Source organism: Enterococcus sp. M190262, assembly GCF_005843965.1.
Taxonomy (GTDB): domain Bacteria; phylum Bacillota; class Bacilli; order Lactobacillales; family Enterococcaceae; genus Enterococcus_D; species Enterococcus_D gallinarum.
In genome coordinates this window covers 1,480,930-1,502,500 of sequence record NZ_CP040461.1, presented here as the reverse complement: position 1 = coordinate 1,502,500, position 21,571 = coordinate 1,480,930, and the positions used below count along the sequence as shown (strand labels likewise).

General features: G+C 43.0%; 22 protein-coding genes, 2 rRNA genes and 1 other RNA gene (1 of these 25 cut by a window edge). 6 read left to right on the top strand and 19 right to left on the bottom strand.

The window, feature by feature from the left end; genetic code table 11:
• From FE005_RS07055 to FE005_RS07040, 4 genes are all read right to left on the bottom strand, one after another.
• Positions 1-427 (bottom strand): 23S ribosomal RNA (locus tag FE005_RS07055); it reaches 2,488 nt to the left of the window's first position.
• A 222-nt stretch (positions 428-649) separates the two neighbouring features.
• Positions 650-2,209, bottom strand: a 16S ribosomal RNA gene (locus FE005_RS07050).
• The 16S and 23S rRNA genes sit together here, the layout of an rRNA operon.
• 573 nt (positions 2,210-2,782) lie before the next feature.
• Positions 2,783-3,145, bottom strand: a complete 363-nt coding sequence (locus tag FE005_RS07045; RefSeq protein ID WP_021149210.1) for a hypothetical protein — start codon at positions 3,143-3,145, stop codon at positions 2,783-2,785.
• A gap of 67 nt (positions 3,146-3,212) precedes the next feature.
• The gene (locus FE005_RS07040; RefSeq protein ID WP_123866868.1) at positions 3,213-3,593 is read right to left on the bottom strand and encodes a CvfD/Ygs/GSP13 family RNA-binding post-transcriptional regulator; all 381 of its coding nucleotides are present in this window, start codon (positions 3,591-3,593) and stop codon (positions 3,213-3,215) included.
• A gap of 87 nt (positions 3,594-3,680) precedes the next feature.
• Here FE005_RS07040 and FE005_RS07035 point away from each other — a divergent pair, with 87 nt between their 5' ends.
• Positions 3,681-4,859, top strand: a complete 1,179-nt coding sequence (locus tag FE005_RS07035; RefSeq protein WP_138371536.1) for a MalY/PatB family protein — start codon at positions 3,681-3,683, stop codon at positions 4,857-4,859.
• Positions 4,860-4,883: 24 nt separating this feature from the next.
• Here FE005_RS07035 and FE005_RS07030 read toward each other — a convergent pair whose 3' ends face one another.
• Positions 4,884-5,468: a peptidylprolyl isomerase gene (locus FE005_RS07030; protein ID WP_003128790.1), complete on the bottom strand. Its 585-nt coding sequence runs from the start codon at positions 5,466-5,468 to the stop codon at positions 4,884-4,886.
• A gap of 145 nt (positions 5,469-5,613) precedes the next feature.
• Between FE005_RS07030 and FE005_RS07025 the strand changes: the two genes are divergently transcribed.
• The 3 genes from FE005_RS07025 (at position 5,614) to FE005_RS07015 (ending at position 7,957) form a co-directional block, all read left to right on the top strand.
• Complete coding sequence (locus FE005_RS07025) at positions 5,614-6,591, top strand: NAD(P)/FAD-dependent oxidoreductase (protein WP_003128789.1); 978 nt, start codon at positions 5,614-5,616, stop codon at positions 6,589-6,591.
• A gap of 3 nt (positions 6,592-6,594) precedes the next feature.
• Complete coding sequence (gene yqeK / locus FE005_RS07020) at positions 6,595-7,194, top strand: bis(5'-nucleosyl)-tetraphosphatase (symmetrical) YqeK (protein ID WP_138371535.1); 600 nt, start codon at positions 6,595-6,597, stop codon at positions 7,192-7,194.
• Between the two features lie 253 nt (positions 7,195-7,447).
• On the top strand, positions 7,448-7,957 hold the full coding sequence (locus FE005_RS07015; RefSeq protein ID WP_003128785.1) for a phosphatidylglycerophosphatase A: 510 nt from the start codon (positions 7,448-7,450) through the stop codon (positions 7,955-7,957).
• A 145-nt stretch (positions 7,958-8,102) separates the two neighbouring features.
• Here FE005_RS07015 and FE005_RS07010 read toward each other — a convergent pair whose 3' ends face one another.
• The 4 genes from FE005_RS07010 to FE005_RS06995 form a co-directional block, all read right to left on the bottom strand.
• Complete coding sequence (locus FE005_RS07010; protein WP_138371534.1) at positions 8,103-8,744, bottom strand: TIGR01906 family membrane protein; 642 nt, start codon at positions 8,742-8,744, stop codon at positions 8,103-8,105.
• Positions 8,741-9,511, bottom strand: coding sequence for a TIGR01457 family HAD-type hydrolase (locus FE005_RS07005; RefSeq protein WP_021149204.1), 771 nt, complete (start codon positions 9,509-9,511; stop codon positions 8,741-8,743). Before FE005_RS07005 ends, FE005_RS07010 begins: the two co-directional genes overlap by 4 nt.
• Before the next feature lie 3 nt (positions 9,512-9,514).
• Positions 9,515-10,126 carry a YutD family protein gene (locus tag FE005_RS07000; RefSeq protein ID WP_103300409.1) on the bottom strand — a complete coding sequence of 204 codons (612 nt, stop codon included), beginning with the start codon at positions 10,124-10,126 and terminating at the stop codon, positions 9,515-9,517.
• A gap of 85 nt (positions 10,127-10,211) precedes the next feature.
• Positions 10,212-11,591 carry a bifunctional UDP-sugar hydrolase/5'-nucleotidase gene (locus tag FE005_RS06995; RefSeq protein WP_138371533.1) on the bottom strand — a complete coding sequence of 460 codons (1,380 nt, stop codon included), beginning with the start codon at positions 11,589-11,591 and terminating at the stop codon, positions 10,212-10,214.
• Between the two features lie 189 nt (positions 11,592-11,780).
• Between FE005_RS06995 and FE005_RS06990 the strand changes: the two genes are divergently transcribed.
• Together FE005_RS06990 and FE005_RS06985 are read left to right on the top strand one after the other, a co-directional pair.
• Positions 11,781-12,032, top strand: coding sequence for a hypothetical protein (locus FE005_RS06990; RefSeq protein ID WP_103300407.1), 252 nt, complete (start codon positions 11,781-11,783; stop codon positions 12,030-12,032).
• 175 nt (positions 12,033-12,207) lie between these two features.
• Positions 12,208-12,654, top strand: a complete 447-nt coding sequence (locus FE005_RS06985) for a GNAT family N-acetyltransferase (RefSeq protein WP_138371532.1) — start codon at positions 12,208-12,210, stop codon at positions 12,652-12,654.
• 315 nt (positions 12,655-12,969) lie between these two features.
• Here FE005_RS06985 and ffs read toward each other — a convergent pair.
• The 10 genes from ffs to FE005_RS06935 form a co-directional block, all read right to left on the bottom strand.
• Positions 12,970-13,068: signal recognition particle sRNA small type (gene ffs, locus FE005_RS06980), an RNA gene on the bottom strand.
• A 24-nt stretch (positions 13,069-13,092) separates the two neighbouring features.
• Positions 13,093-13,599, bottom strand: a complete 507-nt coding sequence (gene tadA / locus FE005_RS06975; RefSeq protein ID WP_005472626.1) for a tRNA adenosine(34) deaminase TadA — start codon at positions 13,597-13,599, stop codon at positions 13,093-13,095.
• 273 nt (positions 13,600-13,872) lie between these two features.
• Complete coding sequence (locus FE005_RS06970; RefSeq protein ID WP_003128776.1) at positions 13,873-14,208, bottom strand: hypothetical protein; 336 nt, start codon at positions 14,206-14,208, stop codon at positions 13,873-13,875.
• 68 nt (positions 14,209-14,276) lie between these two features.
• Positions 14,277-15,641 (bottom strand): RsmB/NOP family class I SAM-dependent RNA methyltransferase, encoded by a 1,365-nt coding sequence (locus FE005_RS06965; RefSeq protein ID WP_138371531.1) that lies wholly within the window; start codon positions 15,639-15,641, stop codon positions 14,277-14,279.
• Between the two features lie 309 nt (positions 15,642-15,950).
• Positions 15,951-16,586: a YitT family protein gene (locus FE005_RS06960; protein WP_003128773.1), complete on the bottom strand. Its 636-nt coding sequence runs from the start codon at positions 16,584-16,586 to the stop codon at positions 15,951-15,953.
• Positions 16,587-16,669: 83 nt separating this feature from the next.
• Positions 16,670-17,386 carry a zinc metallopeptidase gene (locus FE005_RS06955; RefSeq protein ID WP_138371530.1) on the bottom strand — a complete coding sequence of 239 codons (717 nt, stop codon included), beginning with the start codon at positions 17,384-17,386 and terminating at the stop codon, positions 16,670-16,672.
• Between the two features lie 85 nt (positions 17,387-17,471).
• Positions 17,472-17,798, bottom strand: a complete 327-nt coding sequence (locus FE005_RS06950) for a zinc ribbon domain-containing protein YjdM (protein WP_041120438.1) — start codon at positions 17,796-17,798, stop codon at positions 17,472-17,474.
• Between the two features lie 271 nt (positions 17,799-18,069).
• A complete protein-coding gene (dapF, locus tag FE005_RS06945; protein ID WP_138371529.1) occupies positions 18,070-18,900 on the bottom strand; it encodes a diaminopimelate epimerase in 831 nt (276 codons plus the stop codon).
• 18 nt (positions 18,901-18,918) lie between these two features.
• The gene (gene lysA / locus FE005_RS06940) at positions 18,919-20,223 is read right to left on the bottom strand and encodes a diaminopimelate decarboxylase (RefSeq protein WP_003128767.1); all 1,305 of its coding nucleotides are present in this window, start codon (positions 20,221-20,223) and stop codon (positions 18,919-18,921) included.
• Positions 20,207-21,403: a M20 family metallopeptidase gene (locus FE005_RS06935; RefSeq protein WP_005472632.1), complete on the bottom strand. Its 1,197-nt coding sequence runs from the start codon at positions 21,401-21,403 to the stop codon at positions 20,207-20,209. Before FE005_RS06935 ends, lysA begins: the two co-directional genes overlap by 17 nt.
• Between the last annotated feature and the right edge of the window lie 168 nt (positions 21,404-21,571).

Genomic DNA, 21,571 nt, shown 5'->3' with positions numbered 1-21,571 from the left:
CTCGTGTTCCGCCGTACTCAGGATCCTCCTAGGTGTGAGCCAGATTTCATCTACGGGGTTTTTACCCTCTTTGACATACTTTTCCAAGTATTTCGACTATCTGTTTCAACTACCATATCGGAGTCCTACAACCCCAACAAGCAAGCTTGTTGGTTTGGGCTTTTCCCGTTTCGCTCGCCGCTACTCAGGGAATCGAATTTTCTTTCTCTTCCTGCAGGTACTTAGATGTTTCAGTTCTCTGCGTCTACCTCACAGCTGCTATGTATTCACAACTGTGTAACATCCTATAAAAGATGCTGGGTTCCCCCATTCGGAAATCTCTGGATCATAGCTTACTTACAGCTCCCCAAAGCATATCGGTGTTAGTCCCGTCCTTCATCGGCTCCTAGTGCCAAGGCATCCACCGTGCGCCCTTATTCACTTAACCTTTGACCTTACGGTCGCTGAGTACTTCTTCTAGCGATAGAAGGTTGCTCAAGAAAATAAGCGTTGAACTTATTAAAAAACTCTTTAACTTGTCAACTCGGTGTGTGTTACTTGTTTTGATTTTCTTCGATATCCAGTTTTCAATGAACAAACTATTTTGAGAGTAAACCTCTCAAAACTGAACAAAGGCAAACGATGTGTAGTCTTCCGTATTATTCCTTAGAAAGGAGGTGATCCAGCCGCACCTTCCGATACGGCTACCTTGTTACGACTTCACCCCAATCATCTATCCCACCTTAGGCGGCTGGCTCCAAAAAGGTTACCTCACCGACTTCGGGTGTTACAAACTCTCGTGGTGTGACGGGCGGTGTGTACAAGGCCCGGGAACGTATTCACCGCGGCGTGCTGATCCGCGATTACTAGCGATTCCGGCTTCATGTAGGCGAGTTGCAGCCTACAATCCGAACTGAGAGAAGCTTTAAGAGATTAGCTTAGCCTCGCGACTTCGCAACTCGTTGTACTTCCCATTGTAGCACGTGTGTAGCCCAGGTCATAAGGGGCATGATGATTTGACGTCATCCCCACCTTCCTCCGGTTTGTCACCGGCAGTCTCGCTAGAGTGCCCAACTAAATGATGGCAACTAACAATAAGGGTTGCGCTCGTTGCGGGACTTAACCCAACATCTCACGACACGAGCTGACGACAACCATGCACCACCTGTCACTTTGCCCCCGAAGGGGAAGCTCTATCTCTAGAGTGGTCAAAGGATGTCAAGACCTGGTAAGGTTCTTCGCGTTGCTTCGAATTAAACCACATGCTCCACCGCTTGTGCGGGCCCCCGTCAATTCCTTTGAGTTTCAACCTTGCGGTCGTACTCCCCAGGCGGAGTGCTTAATGCGTTTGCTGCAGCACTGAAGGGCGGAAACCCTCCAACACTTAGCACTCATCGTTTACGGCGTGGACTACCAGGGTATCTAATCCTGTTCGCTCCCCACGCTTTCGAGCCTCAGCGTCAGTTACAGACCAGAGAGCCGCCTTCGCCACTGGTGTTCCTCCATATATCTACGCATTTCACCGCTACACATGGAATTCCACTCTCCTCTTCTGCACTCAAGTCTCCCAGTTTCCAATGACCCTCCCCGGTTGAGCCGGGGGCTTTCACATCAGACTTAAGAAACCGCCTGCGCTCGCTTTACGCCCAATAAATCCGGACAACGCTTGCCACCTACGTATTACCGCGGCTGCTGGCACGTAGTTAGCCGTGGCTTTCTGGTTAGATACCGTCAAGGGATGAACGTTCTACTCTCATCCTTGTTCTTCTCTAACAACAGAGTTTTACGATCCGAAAACCTTCTTCACTCACGCGGCGTTGCTCGGTCAGACTTTCGTCCATTGCCGAAGATTCCCTACTGCTGCCTCCCGTAGGAGTCTGGGCCGTGTCTCAGTCCCAGTGTGGCCGATCACCCTCTCAGGTCGGCTATGCATCGTGGCCTTGGTGAGCCGTTACCTCACCAACTAGCTAATGCACCGCGGGTCCATCCATCAGTGACGCAAAAGCGCCTTTCAACTTTCTTCCATGCGGAAAATAGTGTTATACGGTATTAGCACCTGTTTCCAAGTGTTATCCCCTTCTGATGGGCAGGTTACCCACGTGTTACTCACCCGTTCGCCACTCTTTTTCTTTCGGTGGAGCAAGCTCCGGTGAAAGAAAAAGCGTTCGACTTGCATGTATTAGGCACGCCGCCAGCGTTCGTCCTGAGCCAGGATCAAACTCTCATAATGATTTGTTTGAACGATCCATAGGATCGTTAAGCTCAAATAAAATTAACTTTGCTAGCTATTGCTTGCATGTATTTTGCTTCATAAATGAAGCGCCCTACACATTGGTTCGTTTGCTTGCTTTGTTCAGTTTTCAAAGGTCTACTGCGCTGCGTTAGCAACTTTTAAATCATATCAGATCAACAAGTGAATGTCAACTCTTTTTTAAAAGTTTTTTTCGAAAGTGTTTATTCAACAACTTCCTGTGCGTCATCAGCGACTCAATTAGAATAACAAATGGATTGTTATTTGTCAACAACTTTTTTCAATATTTTTTGTTGCTGCATCAGCATCAAATTGATTTCTTAAATTTGCGACTTCGTTATAATATCATCTGTTTCCGTTTTGGTCAAGCCCTTTTTTCAAAAAGTTTTTTTGAAAGGTTTTGACTGTCGGCGTGTTTTGCCAACGTTGATAAATTTACCATTATTCTATCTGAGGGTCAAGCATATTTTCTGTTTTTCTCCAATAAATTTTCTGAAAAGAAAAAAAGCCGTATCAACGGCTTTTTTATGTAGTTGTCTTCTATCCATTTGATTAGAAGAATGGCATACCTTCTATTTTGTAATCTTCAATAATTTGTCTGAAAACATTCGGTTCTTCCCACGCATAACCATCAGGTAGTTGTTTGTCTTGTCCCGATTCTTGGGTTTCAAAAACAAAAAGTGGAATATTCTCAGCATCAATCGAACCATTGGTTAATTCAACAAGATCGATCGCTGTCACGTCTAAATGAATACTGTCTTTAAACAATTGTAAAATATTTGCTAGACCGGTCTTATCTTCAGAGAAGTCTGTAGATGCCAGTTCTGCGGTACCTTCGTGCGTCTGCATCAAAAACTTTTTCGAGCCATTTGCCAAGTGCATCATAACTGTTCCTGCCACTTTTTTGGATCCCAAAATACCCACCTCGGTTATTCAACTGATTGTAAATCAATTTTAGCACATTTTCAGAAAATATGCACGATTATCTCTTTCCGTTTTCTTTTTCCAGCATCTCTTTGGCTTCCGCTGTCCATTTCGGTAATGCTTCAGCAATCGTGCGAAAACCGATTCGTTTGTTTTTATTCGTAAAATACCTTTTGCGCTTATAAGAAAGCTGAACAAATTTTTGTTCTAATGTTCTGCGGGACAGACTGATTTTTTGGCTATATTCATCGATATCGATAATCTGTACGCGCACCTCCTGGCCCACTTGCAAAACATCATGAATATTCTTCGTGTATCCAGACTGGATCTCAGAAACATGGATCAAGCCTTGTGTTTCTTTATCGAGCGACACAAAGGCGCCGTATGGTTGTATACCTGTGACCGTTCCGTCAATAATAGTTCCGATTTGATAGTCCATATGATTTCCTCTCTTTTCATCTTTTATTATACTTGAACTAGTGTTAGATTTGAAGTAGTAGAAAAAAATGATCTAGGAGGGGTACATATGACGAATTTTGACAATGTCCATTCACGGTTAAATACCAATAGTGTAAAGTGGGACAGTATTGCTACGACCTATAAGGAAGAAGGTTTACTGCCGTTATGGGTAGCCGACATGGATTTTTTGGCACCTAAGCCGGTCAAGAATGCCTTGCAGCAAGTGATTGATCAAGGAATTTACGGCTATACTGTTTTCCCTGAAAGTTTGTACGAAGCAATCATTTCTTGGCAAGAACGAAAACACAACTACTCGCTACAAAAAGAGGAGATTTTGTTCAACAGTGGTGTTGTCCCTAGTCTCGCATTAGCTGTGCAGAGCTATACCAATGAAGGCGACAGTGTAATGATTCATGATCCAGTGTACCCACCATTTGCTGACGTTGTTGAAAAAAATCAGCGTCAACTTGTGCGCAACCCGTTGATCGAAAAAAACGGGCATTTCGAAATCGATTCCGTTGCAATGGAATCTGCTATTGTAGATAACCATGTCAAACTGATGATTTTGTGTAATCCACACAATCCTGGTGGTCGTGTGTGGACAAAAGAGGAGCTGCAAACAATTGGGTCGATCTGTCAAAAACATCATGTTCTCGTGGTCAGCGATGAAATTCATCAAGACATCGTTTTTGCTCCGAATACATTTGTTTCATTTCAGACAGTTGATCCTGCTTTTGCTGATTTCTCCATTGTTTTAACTTCAGCAACCAAAACATTCAACTTGGCTGGCATCAAAAATTCAATGATCTTTATCAAAAATCCGGATTTGAAAAAACAATTCATAACTGTTCAAGAAAAAAATGTTCAAAGTGAAATCAATACATTCGGTATTGTAGCAACAGAAGCAGCCTATCGAGAGTCAGAAGCATGGCTGGATGAATTGCTTAACTATCTTTCAGCCAATATCGAATGGACCTGTGAGTTTTTGGTAGAAAAATTACCTGAAATCAAGTTTCAAAAGCCAGAAGGCACCTATCTTATGTGGCTAGACTTCTTTGCCTACGGTCTTTCTGACCGAGAGTTACAACGCAAATTGATCAAAGAAGCAAAAGTGGTCTTGAATCCAGGTATCAACTTTGGCCCATCCGGAACGCAACATATGCGGATCAACTTTGCTTGTCCTCGAGAAACGCTGCAAAAAGGTCTCCTGCAAATTGCTGCTGCATTCACAGAACTGAAACAATAAAAAAGAACCCCGCGGGGTTCTTTTTTATGCACTGATTTCAATTGTTTCGATCACAACATCATGAACAGGACGGTCTTGCGGTCCTCGTTGAACATTTGCGATTTCGTCCACTACATCCATGCCATCTACAACATGACCAAAAACAGTGTGACGGAAGTCTAACCATGGCGTTCCACCTTGTTGATATGCTTCGATCACTTCGGAAGGATAACCTGCTCCCTCTAATTGACCAAGCATATTCGCTGGTACGTTTTGATTGTTGACAATAAAGAATTGGCTGCCATTTGTATTTGGGCCGGCATTAGCCATTGATAATGCTCCGCGAAGATTGAAGAGCTCTTTTGAAAACTCATCTTCAAAGCTGCCCCCGTAAATACTTTCGCCACCCATACCAGTACCGGTAGGATCGCCGCCTTGAATCATAAAATCAGGAATAACACGGTGGAAAATGATACCGTCGTAATATCCTTTTTGGGCAAGCTCGACGAAGTTTTTCACGGTTTTTGGGGCCAATTCTGGAAAGAGCACTACTGTGATATCTCCCCGATTCGTTTTGATAACTGCTTTATGACCTGTTTCTTTTAAATGTAGCTGTGGAAATTCAGACACACTTAACGCCTCCTTGTTTATACTAAATACTAAAACAATGATAGCAGAAAAATGAAAAAATGCTAGTTAAGACAATTTTTGCTATAATGAAGCTATTCATCCAGGTGATACTGTAGAATAATCAATCAACAGAGGGAGATGCACTATGGAGATATATGATATTACCATCGTTGGTGCTGGGCCGAGCGGCATGTTCTCTGCCTTCTACGCCGGTATGCGCAACGCAAAAACCAAACTGATCGACAGTCTGCCTCAGCTAGGCGGCCAATTGGCCACGCTCTATCCTGAGAAATATATATATGATATTCCGGGTTATCCAAAGATCAAAGCCGGTGAATTGGTTCAAAATCTTGAAAAGCAACTGACTACCTTCAATCATCAATACTGTTTGGAGGAAACCGTCTTACAGATCGAAAAGCACGAAGACTACCTAGAACTGATCACAGATAAAGGCAATCACTATTCCAAAGCAGTGATTTTAGCCTTAGGCAATGGTTCCTTCCAGCCAAGAAAACTGTCTATACCCGACAGTGAACGTTTTGAAGGCAATGGACTCGACTATTTCGTAACTGACTTGATGAAGTATGCGGGCCGCAAAGTTGCTATCGCTGGGGGTGGCGATTCAGCGATTGACTGGGCGCTCATGCTTGAACCAATCGCTAGTGAAGTTTATTTGATCCATCGTCGCCCAGAATTTCGAGCGCATGAACATAGTGTCAACAAACTGCGCGCTTCTTCTGTCAACATTCTAACTCCCTATGTTATCCAGGATATCAGTGGAGAAAAACGTCTAACTGAAATTGCTTTGCAGCAAGTCAAAGGAGATGAATCTGTTTCCTTGCAAGTGGACTCTTTGATCGTTAATTACGGTTTTTCTTCGACTTTGAACATTAAAGAGTGGGGACTAAAAAGCACTCGACAAGGCGTATTCGTTACATCAGATATGCGGACATCCATTCCAGGAATCTACGCTTGCGGGGATGTGGTCTTATATGATGGCAAAGTAGATTTGATTGCTACTGGTTTCGGGGAAGCCCCCACTGCCGTCAACAATGCGCTTCATTACATTGATCCTAAAAACCGGACACAACCTGCCCACAGCACTAGTTTGTTCAAGGAGTAGACCATGCTGAGTCGGTATAAAATTGATTTACCTGATGCGTCCCTTGCAAACCAAATGCGTGTTTACTTAGAAGCCTTTGACCAAGTATTGACTGTCCAACATCATCTCGAAGTAGCCAATGCCGCTGAGCAACTTGCCAAACGTTTCGGTGGCGACTGCCAGAAAGCAACGATTGCTGGATTGTTTCATGATATCAGCGTGGTCATTCCCAATGATGAACGTCTCGCATTTCAAGAATATTACGGTTTGGAGATAGTGCCGGAAGAAAGAAAAGTACCATTATTGCTGCATCAAAAACAGTCGGCTACTTTGGCAAAAGAGCTCTTTGGGATCACTGACCCTGAGATTTTGTCTGCCATTACCTGCCACACGACACTTAAGGAAAATTTTTCAAAGCTGGATCTCATTGTTTTCCTAGCAGATAAAATCGAATGGGATCGCGCAGATGCGGCACCTTTTTTAGAGGAGCTAGTGGCTGCACTTGATAACTCTTTAGAAGCGGCAGCATTATGTTATCTTGACTGGCTGTTTGCTAGTGATTTACTAGTGGCCCACCCTTGGGCAGTTGCCGCAAAACAACAATTGCAAAAAAAGCTACTTTAAAAAAGCTACTTTAAAAAAGCTTTTTAAAAAAGCTACTTACCAAAAAAGCAAAAACTACTATATTAAAAAACAGCTTAAAAAAGAGCTAGTATAAAAAAGGAAAAAAGCTATAAAAAGAACGGTCGCAGGATTTCTCTGCGACTTTTTTTCATACAGTTCAGAAACGACTACGTTGCTGTTCGTCGGTATTTTTTGATTCCACGGGCAAGATAAGATAGGATAGAAGTAAGAAAAAAGAATTGGAGGGAATCACATGGTATTAGAGAATAAAACACTTGAAGATAAGGCAAGGGAACTACTTTCAGAGCGCGGCGTATCACTTCAGGATATCGGCGAACTTGTTTTATTTTTACAAAAAGATTATATCGAAGGTATTACATTAGATATGTGCATTGAAAGTGTGAACGCAGTCCTCAGTAAACGTGAGGTTCACAACACGATTTTGACTGGTATCCAGTTAGATATATTGGCAGAGGAAAACAGCCTTTTGCATCCATTGCAGGAAATCGTCAAAGATGATGAAGGGTTGTATGGTATCGATGAGATTTTGGCACTTTCCATTGTCAATGTCTACGGTTCGATCGGTTTCACCAACTATGGCTACATCGATAAAGTGAAGCCAGGTATTTTAAAAGAATTAAACAGTCATGAAGGCCCCCGGGTCCATACATTCTTAGATGATATTGTAGGTGCAATCGCAGCTTCGGCAGCTAGTCGTTTGGCGCACCAGCATCCAAGTAAGTCTCATTACATCACTCAATAAACTTGTAAAAATCAGCTACTATCGAAAAAAGACTATCCCACAAGTCTGAAACACCTGAAGGGACTACCGTGTAAATCGTTACGCGATACTAGCAAGGAACGCCAGTATGACTGACGTTCCCGCTATCCTCTAGGTCTTTTCTCACTTATGAAATAGTCTTTTTTTGACTTTGTTTTGCCCACCAGTAAATCACAAAGAAAAACAGTTCAATCAGTACAAAAAATAAAATAAAACAGTGCATGAAGAACGTCTCCGGCAGAACATTGATAATGGGATCCGTTACTGGATCAAAAAGCCAATCGTCATTATTGAAGAAAATCTCATGAAACGTCACAAAAAATCGATCAAACCCGATTGCCATCAAGAAACCAAAGAAAATCGGCAGCAGCATCCCCCACTGCAATGGTCGCAACAACCGCCAGCGCTGGTCATTTTTCCAAAAAGATCTAAGAAGCATGAAACTGGGGATCAACGTTACGAGCAGTACACCATAGTTTAATAAAAATAGTTTCTTCACATCATAGAAATGTCCAGCTCCTGCCGCTGACATCGGAAAATCTGGCAAAGCTAATGTCGTATTCAATGGATTGTTCAAGAAATCCAGCAACAACCCATAATTTTTTATCAATTCTTCTTTTGAAATGTAGGTATAATCTAAAATATTCAACTGTTGAATATCAAAATGATATAGCCAGCGAAAATTGATCGTTACCGTAATTGCTAAGCTGATCAGAAATAAAAACAAACACAGCATCCCTAGCCGCTCGATCCATACTTGTTTTCTCATTGGTCAAAATCCCATTCATCTAAGGAATCAATGACATAAGTTGGGGGTTCCGGTAAATGAGGCACAGCAGATTTCGGTGTAAAACCGGATAGTACCAATAGGGAATCAATGCCATTCCGAATCCCCGAGCAAATATCCGTCTCATAGTTATCTCCCACCATAATGACTTCCTCTTTTGGTAAACCAAGGTGTGCCACGGCTTTGTCCATAATAATTGCTTCCGGTTTACCGATGAAAATCGGCGGTGTCTGTGTCGCAGTCTCCACCATTGCGATCAAGGAACCGGCTCCAGGTAACAATCCCCGTTCGGTAGGGATATTTTTATCTGGATTGGTGCCGATAAAGGTAGCCCCTTTTTGAATCGCTAATGTGGCTAAGACAAACTTTTCGTAGGTGACATCATTGTCTAAACCAACGACGACATAATCCGGATTTTGGTCATCCCATTCAAAACCGGCCGCTAAAATCAAATCGATCAACCCTGCTTCGCCGATCACAAAGACTTTATTGCCGCGACCGTGGTCTTTCATAAAGTCGATCGTCGCCAAACTTGCCGTATAAATTGTTGCAGGCGCCACATGAATGGCGAATTCATCCGCTAATCGTTGTGCGACTGTTTCTGGACTGCGGGTCGTATTATTTGTGACAAAAAGGAAAGGCAATTCCTTTTTCTGCAAAGCTTCAACGAAGCGTTTGCCTGCTGGTATCGGCTCTTTCCCTAAATAGATCGTGCCATCTAAATCAATCAAATATCCCTTATATTTCATAAATTACTCTTCCCGTTGACGGATCGTGAATTCTTTTTTATTTGTTTTTTTCACTGTCGTTTCTGTCGATCGCGCCTTTTTTTCTTTTGGTTTTCGATTTTTAATCGTTGGCTTCACCTGTTTTTGAGAAACAACTTCTTGTTTCTCATCGATGTGTGCCGGACGTGTTTGATTGCTTTGAGCTGCTGGTTTCTTTTTACGGCGTCGGGTCGTACTCTTTTCTTTCTTGCCGCCAACTCGTTGAATCACAAAATAAGCGCAACCGAAATTACAGTATTCATATAAATAATCCTCTAGCATGTCGATCCGCTGATCCGGTAATGCTTTGCGATTGTCTTTGTCAAAAAAACCTTTTAGACGCAACTGTTCATAACCCCAATCCCCTACGATGTAATCGTAGCGAGCCAATACTTCACTGTACCGTTCGCCCAATTTTTGGGGATCAAATCCTTCGCGATAATCTACCACCAATTTGTATTGGCGTGTACCGATCAATAATTCATCATCATTAACAAGCGTAACCAGTTCGCCTTTTTGCGGCTGTTTCTCTGGTTCTTCGATGATCTCCTCGAGTACCGAAGTGATCTCGTCTGTAATTGTTTGTTTTTCGGTCATCTTTTCACCACCTGTTGTCTATTATACCTTGTTTTAATACGTAATGATAGTCGTGCTTGTATCAGATTCCCCTCCGACTTTTTCATTACTGGATCGGATATTTATGTGCTAAGTAGCTGCCAAAGACCGTACGAATAAATTCTGAAAATAAAAATTCACAGCGTCCGGCTATCTCGATCGTGGGAAAAAAAGGAATAAACAAATAATGATCCACTAATGTGATCTGGTATTCTTCCACCGGATTGATTACTTTGTTTTGCCACAATACTTGGTGATTGATGGCATCATAAGAGATCCCCTTATAAACCAGTTCACCAAATATTTTCCCACGAAATCCCATCCCAACAATTGGATAGTTCCGTAAAAAGCGCCGATTTTTTTCCATTTCTAAAACAAAACGGATCACATCTGCTCCCTTCAATGTCACTCGAATCAAGTGCATCGGATGAGGCAAGATGGTATGCAGTTGATCCTGGTCGATGCGCCCTGCCGGTAAATCACCTAAAAACAAACCGCTATTCAACACAGCAGCTTCCGTTTGTCCTCTAACACAAAGCGCTGCCAATGCTTCTTGGATAATCGAATCTTCGTTCCCTTCACAACGAAGCGCCCACGGAAGTTGTGCGACTTGTTTCGTTTTCAGCAAACGATGACCAATAGAAAGATAACCAGCAATCTCTTCTTCATCTTGCGGAAAAGCTAAAAGCTGCTCTGTAGGGATCACTCGGGCAGAACGCTCGATAGTTTGCCCCTGATCATCTAACGTAATCGTTACTTCACCAATATAAAAGCCAAATTTCCCCGCTGCTGCCAATTGTACGCCATTGACGATTTCGCCGGTCTCGAATAAGTGATGCGTATGAGAGCCTAAAATCACATCCAACTGAGGAAACTCAGCCGCGATCGCTCGATCTGCATTGATTCCCAAATGACTCATCAAGACTAAAATATCGACTTGGGGCTGCAAATGGTTGATCAATAAAGGCAGCAATTCCAAGGGTTCACGAATATCCCAGCCGTTTGGTGAATAGGTCAAAGGAAAGGGTGCCGTAAAAGCAATCAGCCCGACTTTCGTCCCTTGATTCGTTTCGATGATCTGGTAATCCTGCCGCCATTTTGGTGGTTTCAAATCATTCTTATCGAAAAGGTTCGCCAATAAGATAGGAAACTCCGCTTGATCATAAAGATGCTGAAGCTCTTCTTTGGAATTTCCCACACCTTCATTGTTGCCAATAGTCACTGCATCATAGTGTCCTTGGTTCATCAGCTCAATATTGGCTTGTCCGTTCGTTGCTTCAGTCAATGGATGCCACCGATCCACAAAATCTCCTAGATCCAAAGAAATCACTGTTTCTTGACTCGAATCTGCTTCTTGCTTCCGTTGATTAAGATAACGGCGGATCTTAGGCCAATGCTCCAGATGTGAATGCAAATCATTCGTGTGTACTAGCGTGATTTTTTCCATCTTATCCCTCTTCTCACCCATTTGCTGTCGACTATTTGATAAGTCTTCAGCTTAATGTTCCAACTACTACTAGAATAGCACAATTTTTGCGAGGTACCAGAGGGATGCTTTTCGATTCAGGTTTTGTTTCCAGCGTTTGGACCGCCTTTCTAAAGACCTTGTGCTACAATAAAAAAAGGAGGGATTTCGATGTTAGAACAGTTACGAGCAGAGTGGGAAAAACTTTTTGGCCATAAGTACACTTCTTCCTCTGAGAAACAACAAACGGTGGATGGAGAGACCTCCCATCGTTTATCCGACGAGGATCCAGAGACACTTCATGAGATGATGGGGACAGATTGGAACACGTTTTTAGACGGTAATGATATCTTCACTGAATTATCCGCTGAAGAACAAGAAGAGATCCGCAGGAATGGCCCTCGGCATGAAGACTATATCTAATTCGATCTGCTACAAACAATAATAGAACCCCTCGCTTATAGGTGTAGTGGTTCTCAGACTGCAACTAACTTCATTCGTGTCATGAAGTGCTGTATATCTGTGGATATACAGCACTTCGTTTTTATCTTTTTTCTTTGATATAATTAAAAAATCGGAGGTTTCGGAGGTCAAGAACTTGAAAATTATAGAGGTAAAAGAAAGAACGGCACCATTGATAGAACAGCTATTAACCATTTGGGAAAGTGCTGTAAGAGCAACGCATCTCTTTCTATCAGATCATGAAATAGAAGAAATCAAGATGTATGTACCACAAGCATTAAAAGAAATCCCCTATTTAATTCTCATAGAAAACGAAAATCAAGTACCTGTTGGCTTTATGGGGATCGTGGAGCAACATCTTGAAATGCTCTTTATTACTAACGAAGAAAGAGGAAAAGGGTTAGGCAAAGAATTGCTTACATACGGCATAGAAAAATATTTGGTTAATGATTTAGCAGTGAATGAACAAAACCCGCTTGCAAAAGATTTTTATGAACACATGGGATTTGAAGTTTATAAAAGAACAGCGTTTGATGAACAAGACAATCCATATCCACTTATTTATATGAGATTAGACAGATAACTATTCCAGTAGTTACTTTTTAGCAAGAGGTTATGCCATAAGTCATCATCCAACAAGTGCAACCGAATCATATTCTATTGCGATAAATTCCTCTGACTTTTGCGACGAGGAACCCCTGCACCGCAAGAGCAATACTATATCATGTTCGGATTTCACTTGTAGGAGACTTATGGCACAGCCCCTTTTTTTATTTATTATTGAATGAAGGATATAAAAAAAGGGCGTTTGTCTACCCCCCTCAGAAGAACTCACTTAGAGAAGTCGCAGTTCCGCTTTTTGGCAACAAAAAAAGCTGATTTTCATCAGCTAATAGTTAATTATAAAAAAAATCAGACACATGGAGACTCCTGCTTAGTGCTGCTTCCTTCCGGATCTGACACGCTTCACAAGACCTCCATTGTCCTAGCCTTTCGGCAAAATTTAGTATAACGTATTTTTCTATAGATTACCAGACTTTTTTTGTTTTTTCTTTTGGCGCAATGCCCGAAAAAAATCTTTTAGCACTTGCCCGCACGCTTCTTCCAAGATCCCGCCTTCTACGTAGGACCAATGGTTGAAACGCTCATCTTCCAACAGATTCAGCAAAGAACCGGCAGCACCGCCTTTTGGATCGTAGGCGCCAAAGTAAACTTCTTCGACACGAGCCAGCATCATTGCACCACTACACATAGGACAAGGCTCCAATGTAACAAATAGCTGCGCTTGTTCTAAGCGCCAGCTTTCGATGGCTTGGCAGGCTTGTTGGATGGCAAACATTTCGGCATGAGCTGTTGCCTCTTGCTGTTTTTCCCGCAAGTTGTGTCCTCGGCCAATAATTTGCCCCTCTAAGACGACAACTGCCCCGATGGGGACTTCGGCGATTGCTTCCGCTTTTTGCGCTTCTTTCAGTGCTTCACGCATAAAATATTCTTTTTCACTTTGTGTGAGGGTACTTTCTTTCTTCAAAATGATTCCTTTCAATTCTCAATTGGGATAAACATGGAAAGCTGACACTGACTCTATAGAAAAGCTCTGGCAATTTTTTAACGCAGTCATTCAGTAGCCGTACCTGTTCCAGTTGCTATGGCTCCCAATTCCTATTTTCCTTTTCTCTGAACAAAAAAAGAAGCGCCAAATGAAGCCTAGTCAAACAACTGCTATGGCAGGACAACCACTGGCAGGTTTTTTCAACGATCTTCTGGCCGCTTCTAACAGCATTTTCTCCAAGGAGATATTAGCTTAAAAGACTGCATCAATAAAGCTAGTCAACTTGTCTTTGACATTCTCTGTTGCATCTTTGACGTTATCTCCATAAACCGAGACTTTATGACGGCTGTCTTTGACTTTCTTCATGACGCCGAGCAATGCATCTAAATCTTTATCCGTCAAATCATCGACGACACCTAATAATTTTTCGTTGCCATTAAATTTGTCGTCAACAAACTTTTTCACTTTGTGACGGTTGCAAGCGAAGCGTACTTTGTTCACGACTTTGTCTGAGACAACGACTGCTGTTGAGATGCCAGCAATTGCCGCAATACTTAATCCAATCGTTACTTTTGTTGATGTTTTCATATCGATCAGCTCCCTTTATTTGCTACTTCTATGATAGCACGACCGATCAAATAAAAATACTATTTCGTTTATTCCAGAGTGAACCGCAATCCTTTCGGGAAGAAGTTTTTCACCACACCTTGCACTTGTTTGCCGAAGCCAATCGGGACCTCAGCCACCTTCAAGACGACCCAGCCTTCATTTCCAGGTACCGTAATCGTTTCACCAGCCACGTACTTCTGCCACTGAGCTAACTCAATTGACAAGAAAGGTGCTTCATCATTTTCTTTGATCGCCATTGCCAATGCAAAACTCGGTTCGATACGATTCTTTTTCACAGTCCCTACGTGAAGCCCTGGACGCAATACGCGAACCCCTTTTAGTGATGGTAATTCACTAGGTACTAACCACAGATGATCCCCAAAAAGCTGGATATCGGCAGTAGTCTCTTTTAAAAATGGATAGTTTTCTTGGAAAGATTGCCAAAGTGATCGCGTGACAGAATCAATCCCAGAAGCTTTTTTGGCTTTTTTGGTTTTCTTTGGTTTGGCTATGTTCTCCGATCCAAGATATGTCAGCTTTGCGGCAAAATGACCTTCCCCTTGATTTTTGTGAGGCCATAACCGAATCGTCTTTTCAATGCCGTTCATCGGTGCCCAATCGTGGCGTCCATGAGACACATTTTCCAATTCAATCGGTTCAATGGAAAAAGGATATGCTGAGACCAGCCATTCAATGATGGCTTCATTTTCTTCAGGTGCAAACGTGCAAGTAGAGTAGATCAACTGTCCGCCAGGCTTTAACATCGCAACCGCTTCAGCCAAAATCTCCTTCTGGCGCTGAGCGCACTGCAGTGGCGAATCAGCTTGCCATTCCGCGATGGCCACAGGATCTTTGCGGAACATTCCTTCTCCTGAGCAAGGAGCATCCACCACGATTTTGTCAAAAAATTGTGGAAAATGCGGCGTCAGTTCTTGCGGCGCATGGTTCGTCACCACCACATTACTGATCCCCCATCGTTCAACGTTTTCCGATAAGATTTTTGCGCGTTTAGTAAAAATCTCATTGGAAACCAATAAACCTTTGCCTTGCATCTGACTTGCTAATTGCGTGGTTTTCCCTCCAGGCGCTGCACAAAGATCGAGCACTTTTTCTCCTGGTTGTGCATCTGCGATCGTCGCAACGATCATCGCGCTTGGTTCCTGACTGTAGACATACCCCGCTTGATGAAGCAGTGATTTCCCTTTGACTTCTCCAATATAGGCGTTCGTTGCGTATGGTGCTGGACTTTTATCCGGTCCAAACATTTCCAGCATCGAGACGGCTTGTGGCTTCAACGGATTCAAGCGAAATCCTTTTACTGGATGCCCTGTTTCTAAAGCAGTAAAAAAGGCCGCCGCTTCGGCTCCTAGTAACTGCTGATATTTGGTAATGAATGCTGCTGGTAATTTCAAGATGATCCCTCCTAAGCTCTCTTATCATAGCGAGTGCTCAGCGATTGTGCAAGTAGCGTCAGGCAATTTTGAAAAAAAATGTGACAAAAATCAACAGAAGGAAATCAAACCTAAAATAGGTCAGCAAAGGATCGTTCGTTCGAAAACGATTTACGCTATCCATTGCCCATTCACTGCTGATTTTGTCACAGTCTTTCGTTATTGCTGTAGGTATCGTTGAAATCGATCAATAGCATATCTACAGTGTTTTTTTGTACTGCTGGTATCTATCATCTGCTACTTATCATTGTTGTTTCGATAGGTCCGCGCTCATTTAAATAAAGATTTCTTGATGGTCTTTTCGATGAACGGCACTGAGGCGTAATCATCCCAGAACTTGATCAGCGGACCAACTAGAAAGGCACTGATAAATGTCCCAATCCCGATCGGTCCACCTGTGATCCAGCCGAGTGTCGCAAAAGCCACATCTTGGATCACTCTGACGACCCGATAATTCGCTTTCGTTCGATCAACGATCGTCGGTGCGATCGCATCATAAGGCGCACTTCCCACTTTTGCTGACATATAGAAGGAAGCACCAAAGGTAAAGAACAGAATACCGATCACTAAAAAGAGCCCTTTTTGCAGCCAACCTTCCGGAGAAACTGCGAAAAGTTCAAAGATTTTCGTATAAAAATCAATAAAAAAGCCCGTCAAGACCATATTGATCACTGTGCCGATCCCAATATGCCGACGACCAAAAAAGAAAATCAAGATCAACAAAACGAGATTGATCATCAATTGATAAACGCCTAATGAAAGACCTAACCGTTCACCTGTTCCAATATTGGCAGCTGTATACGGATCCAGCCCGACGCCACCTACGCGAAGCAAGGAGGCGCCAAAACCGATGATAGCTACCCCGATCAACGCAAAAAGTGACCGCAGCCATGTTTCTTTTTTCATTTATTCCCCACCTTTTTCTTTTTATTATAACGACAATTTCAAAAAAAAGGAAACTTGAGCATTCTCAAGTCTCCTTCTTTTCATTAGTCGCGGCGATTGTTATTGCCGAATAAAATAATCAAACGTAGTAATTGCAGCAATGTCGCAACTGCAGCTGCCACATAAGTCAAGGCTGCAGCAAATAATACTTTACGGGCCTGCGGTACTTCTTCTTCCGTTAAGAGACCGCCATCGGCTAAAATCCGTAACGCTCGTCTTGAAGCATCAAATTCGACTGGCAACGTCACCAATTGGAAAATAAATGCTAACGAGAATGCTAATATCCCCAGATTGATTAGGAAGGACCCTCTCAAAAGAACCCCGATCAAAATCAACGGGATCGACACCGCGGAACCAATATTAGCTACTGGGACGATCGCATGCCGGATACGCAATGGGAGATACCCTTTAGCATCTTGCACAGCATGCCCGCATTCATGGGCTGCCACTCCGATTGCTGCCACAGAAGTTGATTGTGCAGTTGCTTGAGATAGACTTAGCATCTTGTTGCCGGAATTATAATTATCAGTCAAGTCTCCTGCGATGGCTTGGACGCCGACATTGTTGATGCCTTGGCTTTCCAAAATATACTGAGCCGCCTTGGTCCCGGTGATATTGTTTCTACTGCTTATTTTATCGTATTTGCTAAACGTGCTTTTAACGTATGCTGAAGCCGCCATCGAGATCATCATCCCGATAATGACTAAAATGAATGTTGGATCATAAAACCAACCAAAACCGTATCCACCGATTCCATACACGATGAAATCCCTCCCTTTCGTCTTTGACCTTATTTTACCATTAAATGGATGAAAATATTATGAAGAGGTATGGAAGATTCTGTTTTTAAAGTTTTTTTACAAATTCTGACTTCAATTTCATGGCACCGAAACCATCGACTTTACAATCGATATTGTGATCCCCTTCTACCAGACGAATGTTTTTGACTTTGGTTCCTTGTTTGATGGCACCAGAAGCACCTTTGACTTTCAAATCTTTGATGACCGTCACGGCATCGCCATCCTGAAGAACATTTCCGTTGGCATCTTTGACGACAGCAGCAGTTTCTTCTGTTTCCTGCCATTCATTGCCACATTCAGGGCAGACAAACAAGCCGCGATCCTCATAGGCATAGGCGGATTGACAAACTGGACAATTTGGAATTTGAGACATATTCTTACTCCTCGTAGTGATGTATTCTGTGTTTATTCAACGATCGAGCACGATCGTGAAAAAATAAACATAACTGTAGCATACAAAATTTCTGACTATCCTGCAATATCCTGCACAAAAAAATGCAATCGATAGAACAAACTAAGTTCTATCGATTGCATTTGATGATCTTCTCAGCTCTAGCTAAGGATGGCTTCTAAGAATAAGGCTTCCATAAGAACTGTCGCCTAAATGATTCTATGAACAGGATAATTCCGTCGCAAGACCACCCTCAGTCTAAAAATAGATTTTCGTCTAAAATACGGCCTTCAGAAACAAAAATCGCATCCCCAATCAGTTGGAGCTCCTCTGATGCAACTTCGACTTGCAGCTCTCCGCCTAAAACATGCAGCACAAGATTGGCTTGCGTTTGTTCCCGGCGTCGCGCCACCACATAAGCAGTTGCCCCAGATCCGGTCCCACAAGCATACGTAAAGCCTTCGACTCCCCGTTCGTAGGTGCGGACAACAAGTTCCCCTGCTGAATCGGCATCGTAGAAATTCACATTGGCGCCTTTAGGAAATGCTGACCAATAACGAATCCGTTGTGCTAAATCTGTCAATGCATCGAGGGATGTTTCTTGCAGACCGGGATACTTCACCACCGCATGAGGGATTCCTGGATCACCTAACTCGATATAATAAACGACAGGAACCTCTCTGTCAGCGAAAGGTTGGTCAAACTTCGCAACGGTGGGGGGATTTAACGTCACTTTGTACTGCTGCCGATCCAATCGCCAAGCAGGAACAGGTCCTGCAACGGTCTCGATCACCATTGCTTCTGAAGCAACCTTATTTTCATAAGCATAGCGAGCGATACAGCGTGCACCATTGCCACACATTTCCGCTTCCGTGCCATCCGCATTATAAAAACGCATGCGGAAATCTCCCGTTCCTTCGGGATGATCGACAGCCATCAACGCGTCTGCACCGATTGAAAATTTCCGCTGACAAACTTGGGTTGCTAACTTAGCCAACTGTTTCGAAGAGAAATTATAGCGACGATTGTCGATCACAATAAAATCATTACCAGCACCTTGCATCTTGGTATAAACGATTTCCATGATTTCACCTGCTTTTTTTTATTCTTTCATCAAAAACGAAGGGATACGTTCATTTTGAATCAACTGCTGGAAAGTCTGACGTTCAACCACCAATTCCGCGTGCCCCTTTTCAACAAAAACTACCGCTGGAATCGCAAGTTTATTGTAATTGCTAGCCATTGAATAACCATACGCTCCCGTCGCAAAAGTCGCAAAAAGATCTCCCGTCTCTACTTTGGGTAATTGCAGATCTTTGACTAAGATATCCGTGCTTTCACAAGCCTTGCCAGAAATCGTAACTGTCTCTGTGGCAGCTTCTGCTGCCCGATTGGCTAGAATCCCCGTATATTCAGCTTGATAAAGACCGGGACGAATGTTATCTGTCATGCCGCCATCAATACTGGCATAGGTTCGAATCTGTGGCAATGTCTTGATCGTACCAATAGTATGCAGACTGATACCTGCTTCCGCTACAATACTACGCCCAGGCTCGATCACCACAGTCGGACGTTGGAGCTGATGCGCTTGGCAGAACGTTTCAATCGTCGCCATCACCGGGTCCAAAAAGTAAGAATAGGGTTGACGAATATCCTTTTCCGTATAGCGGACACCAAATCCGCCGCCAACATTCAACTCTTTAACAGTATAGTCAAATCGATGATGGATTTCTAGAACTAATGCTAGCGCAGCCTCTGTCGCAGCAATATGGGAATGATTGTCAGACAATTGACTTCCGATGTGGAAATGCAACCCATAAAAATCGATTTCCGGTGCGTCAATCACTTCTTCAATCAAAGGAAATAAAATCTCTTCATCCAATGGGATCCCAAATTTTGAATCTTTCTGTCCAGTTGAAATAAACGCATGGGTCTGGACATTCACTTCTGGTGTGATTCGGAACATCACTTTTGCTTTCCGCTGTTTCTCTTGACATAGCGCTCGAATCAAACCGATCTCCTGACTGCCATCGACAATGATCCGACCTACACCATAATCGATCGCTAATGCCAATTCATCAATAGATTTATTGTTGCCATTGAATTCGATTTGTTCCGCTGGAAATCCTGCTTGGATGGCTGTGTATAGTTCACCGCCACTAACAACATCCAAAGACAGGCCTTCCTCATCGATCAACCGCAGCATGGCTAGTGTATTGAAGGCTTTCGAAGCATAGGCAGCTCGGGTGTTTTCATAGCGAGACAGAAATTCCTCGCGAATAGCACGACATTGAGTGCGAATCTCGGTCACCGAAAAAACGTACAAGGGTGTGCCAAATTCTTTTGCTAATGCCACTGTATCGCATCCATCCCAAAACAGGTGATTGTCTTTAATCTCTTTGATCATTACTGCGCTCCTCTCTTAGTACCTGACTCTGATTCAATCTTTCAATCAATCGCAGGTAGCACTCAATGCCTCCTAATAAGACTTTCTCATCAAAATTCATCTTGCTGCTGTGCAGCGGATAGGTATACCCTTTTTCTTCATCCCGAGTCCCGACAAAGAAAAAGACACCAGGGATCTCTTTTTGGTACATGGAGAAATCTTCCGCTAACATGTACGGCGGTGTCTCGATATAACTGTCGCCAGCAACATCCCGAACAGCATCTACCATGTCTGGATCATTGTCTACCACCCGATACAAGTGTTCGAAAGAAACTTCTGCTGAACAGCCATACCCTTTAGCAATCTCTTCAGCCGCCAATTTTACTCGTTGCGTCAATGTTTCATAGACCCCATCTTCAAAAGCCCGCATCGTTCCGTTCAACACGACTTCTCCGGGAATAATATTTTCTGCATCTCCTCCGCGAATCTTGCCGAATGTAATGACGGCCGAAGACAATGGACTAATGTTGCGAGAAACGATTGCATGGAGACCTTGAATGACCGCAGCTGCCGCTAAGATCGCATCGCTGCCTTGATGAGGTTGGGCCCCGTGAGCACTTTCTCCCAGGACTCGAATCGTGATCTCGCCATTTCGAGCCATCATTGGTCCCTTGCGGCAAGCAATCACACCTTCAGGATAGTCTGGAAAAACATGCAGACCGATAATCTGATCAATCGCAAAATCGGTTAAGATTCCTTCATCAATCATTAGCTGCGCACCACCAGGACCTTCTTCTGCTGGCTGAAAAATCAACACAATGGTCCCGCGAACAGCTTCCGGGTAATCGGATAAGTACTTTGCAAAACCTAAAAGCGTCGCCATATGTCCATCATGTCCACAAGCATGCATTTTGCCGAGATGTTGCGAGGCAAAAGGAGCATTCGTTTCTTCCTTGATAGGCAATGCATCGATATCCGTGCGGAATGCTAACGTCTTCCCTGGTTTTTCACTGCGAAAAACAGCGATCAATCCGGTATCCAGAACCGGATAAATTTCTTTGATCCCGAAAGACTGCAACTGTTTAAGCAAATATTCCTTCGTTTTGAATTCTTCTAATCCTAACTCGGGAATCTTATGTAGTTCCCGTCGAAAACGAACCACGTCTTCGGTTAATTTCATTACTGCTTGAGATAATTGCATTCGTGGGCACCTTTCTTTCATTTGATCAGCAATATCGGCTGAAAATGTATGGATATCCACATTTCCATTGATATTGGATAATATTATAGTATATAATTCGAATAATCTATAGTATAAATAATCATAATTTTTTGATTTTTAGTACAATTAGAGAAAGAGTAAAAAGGT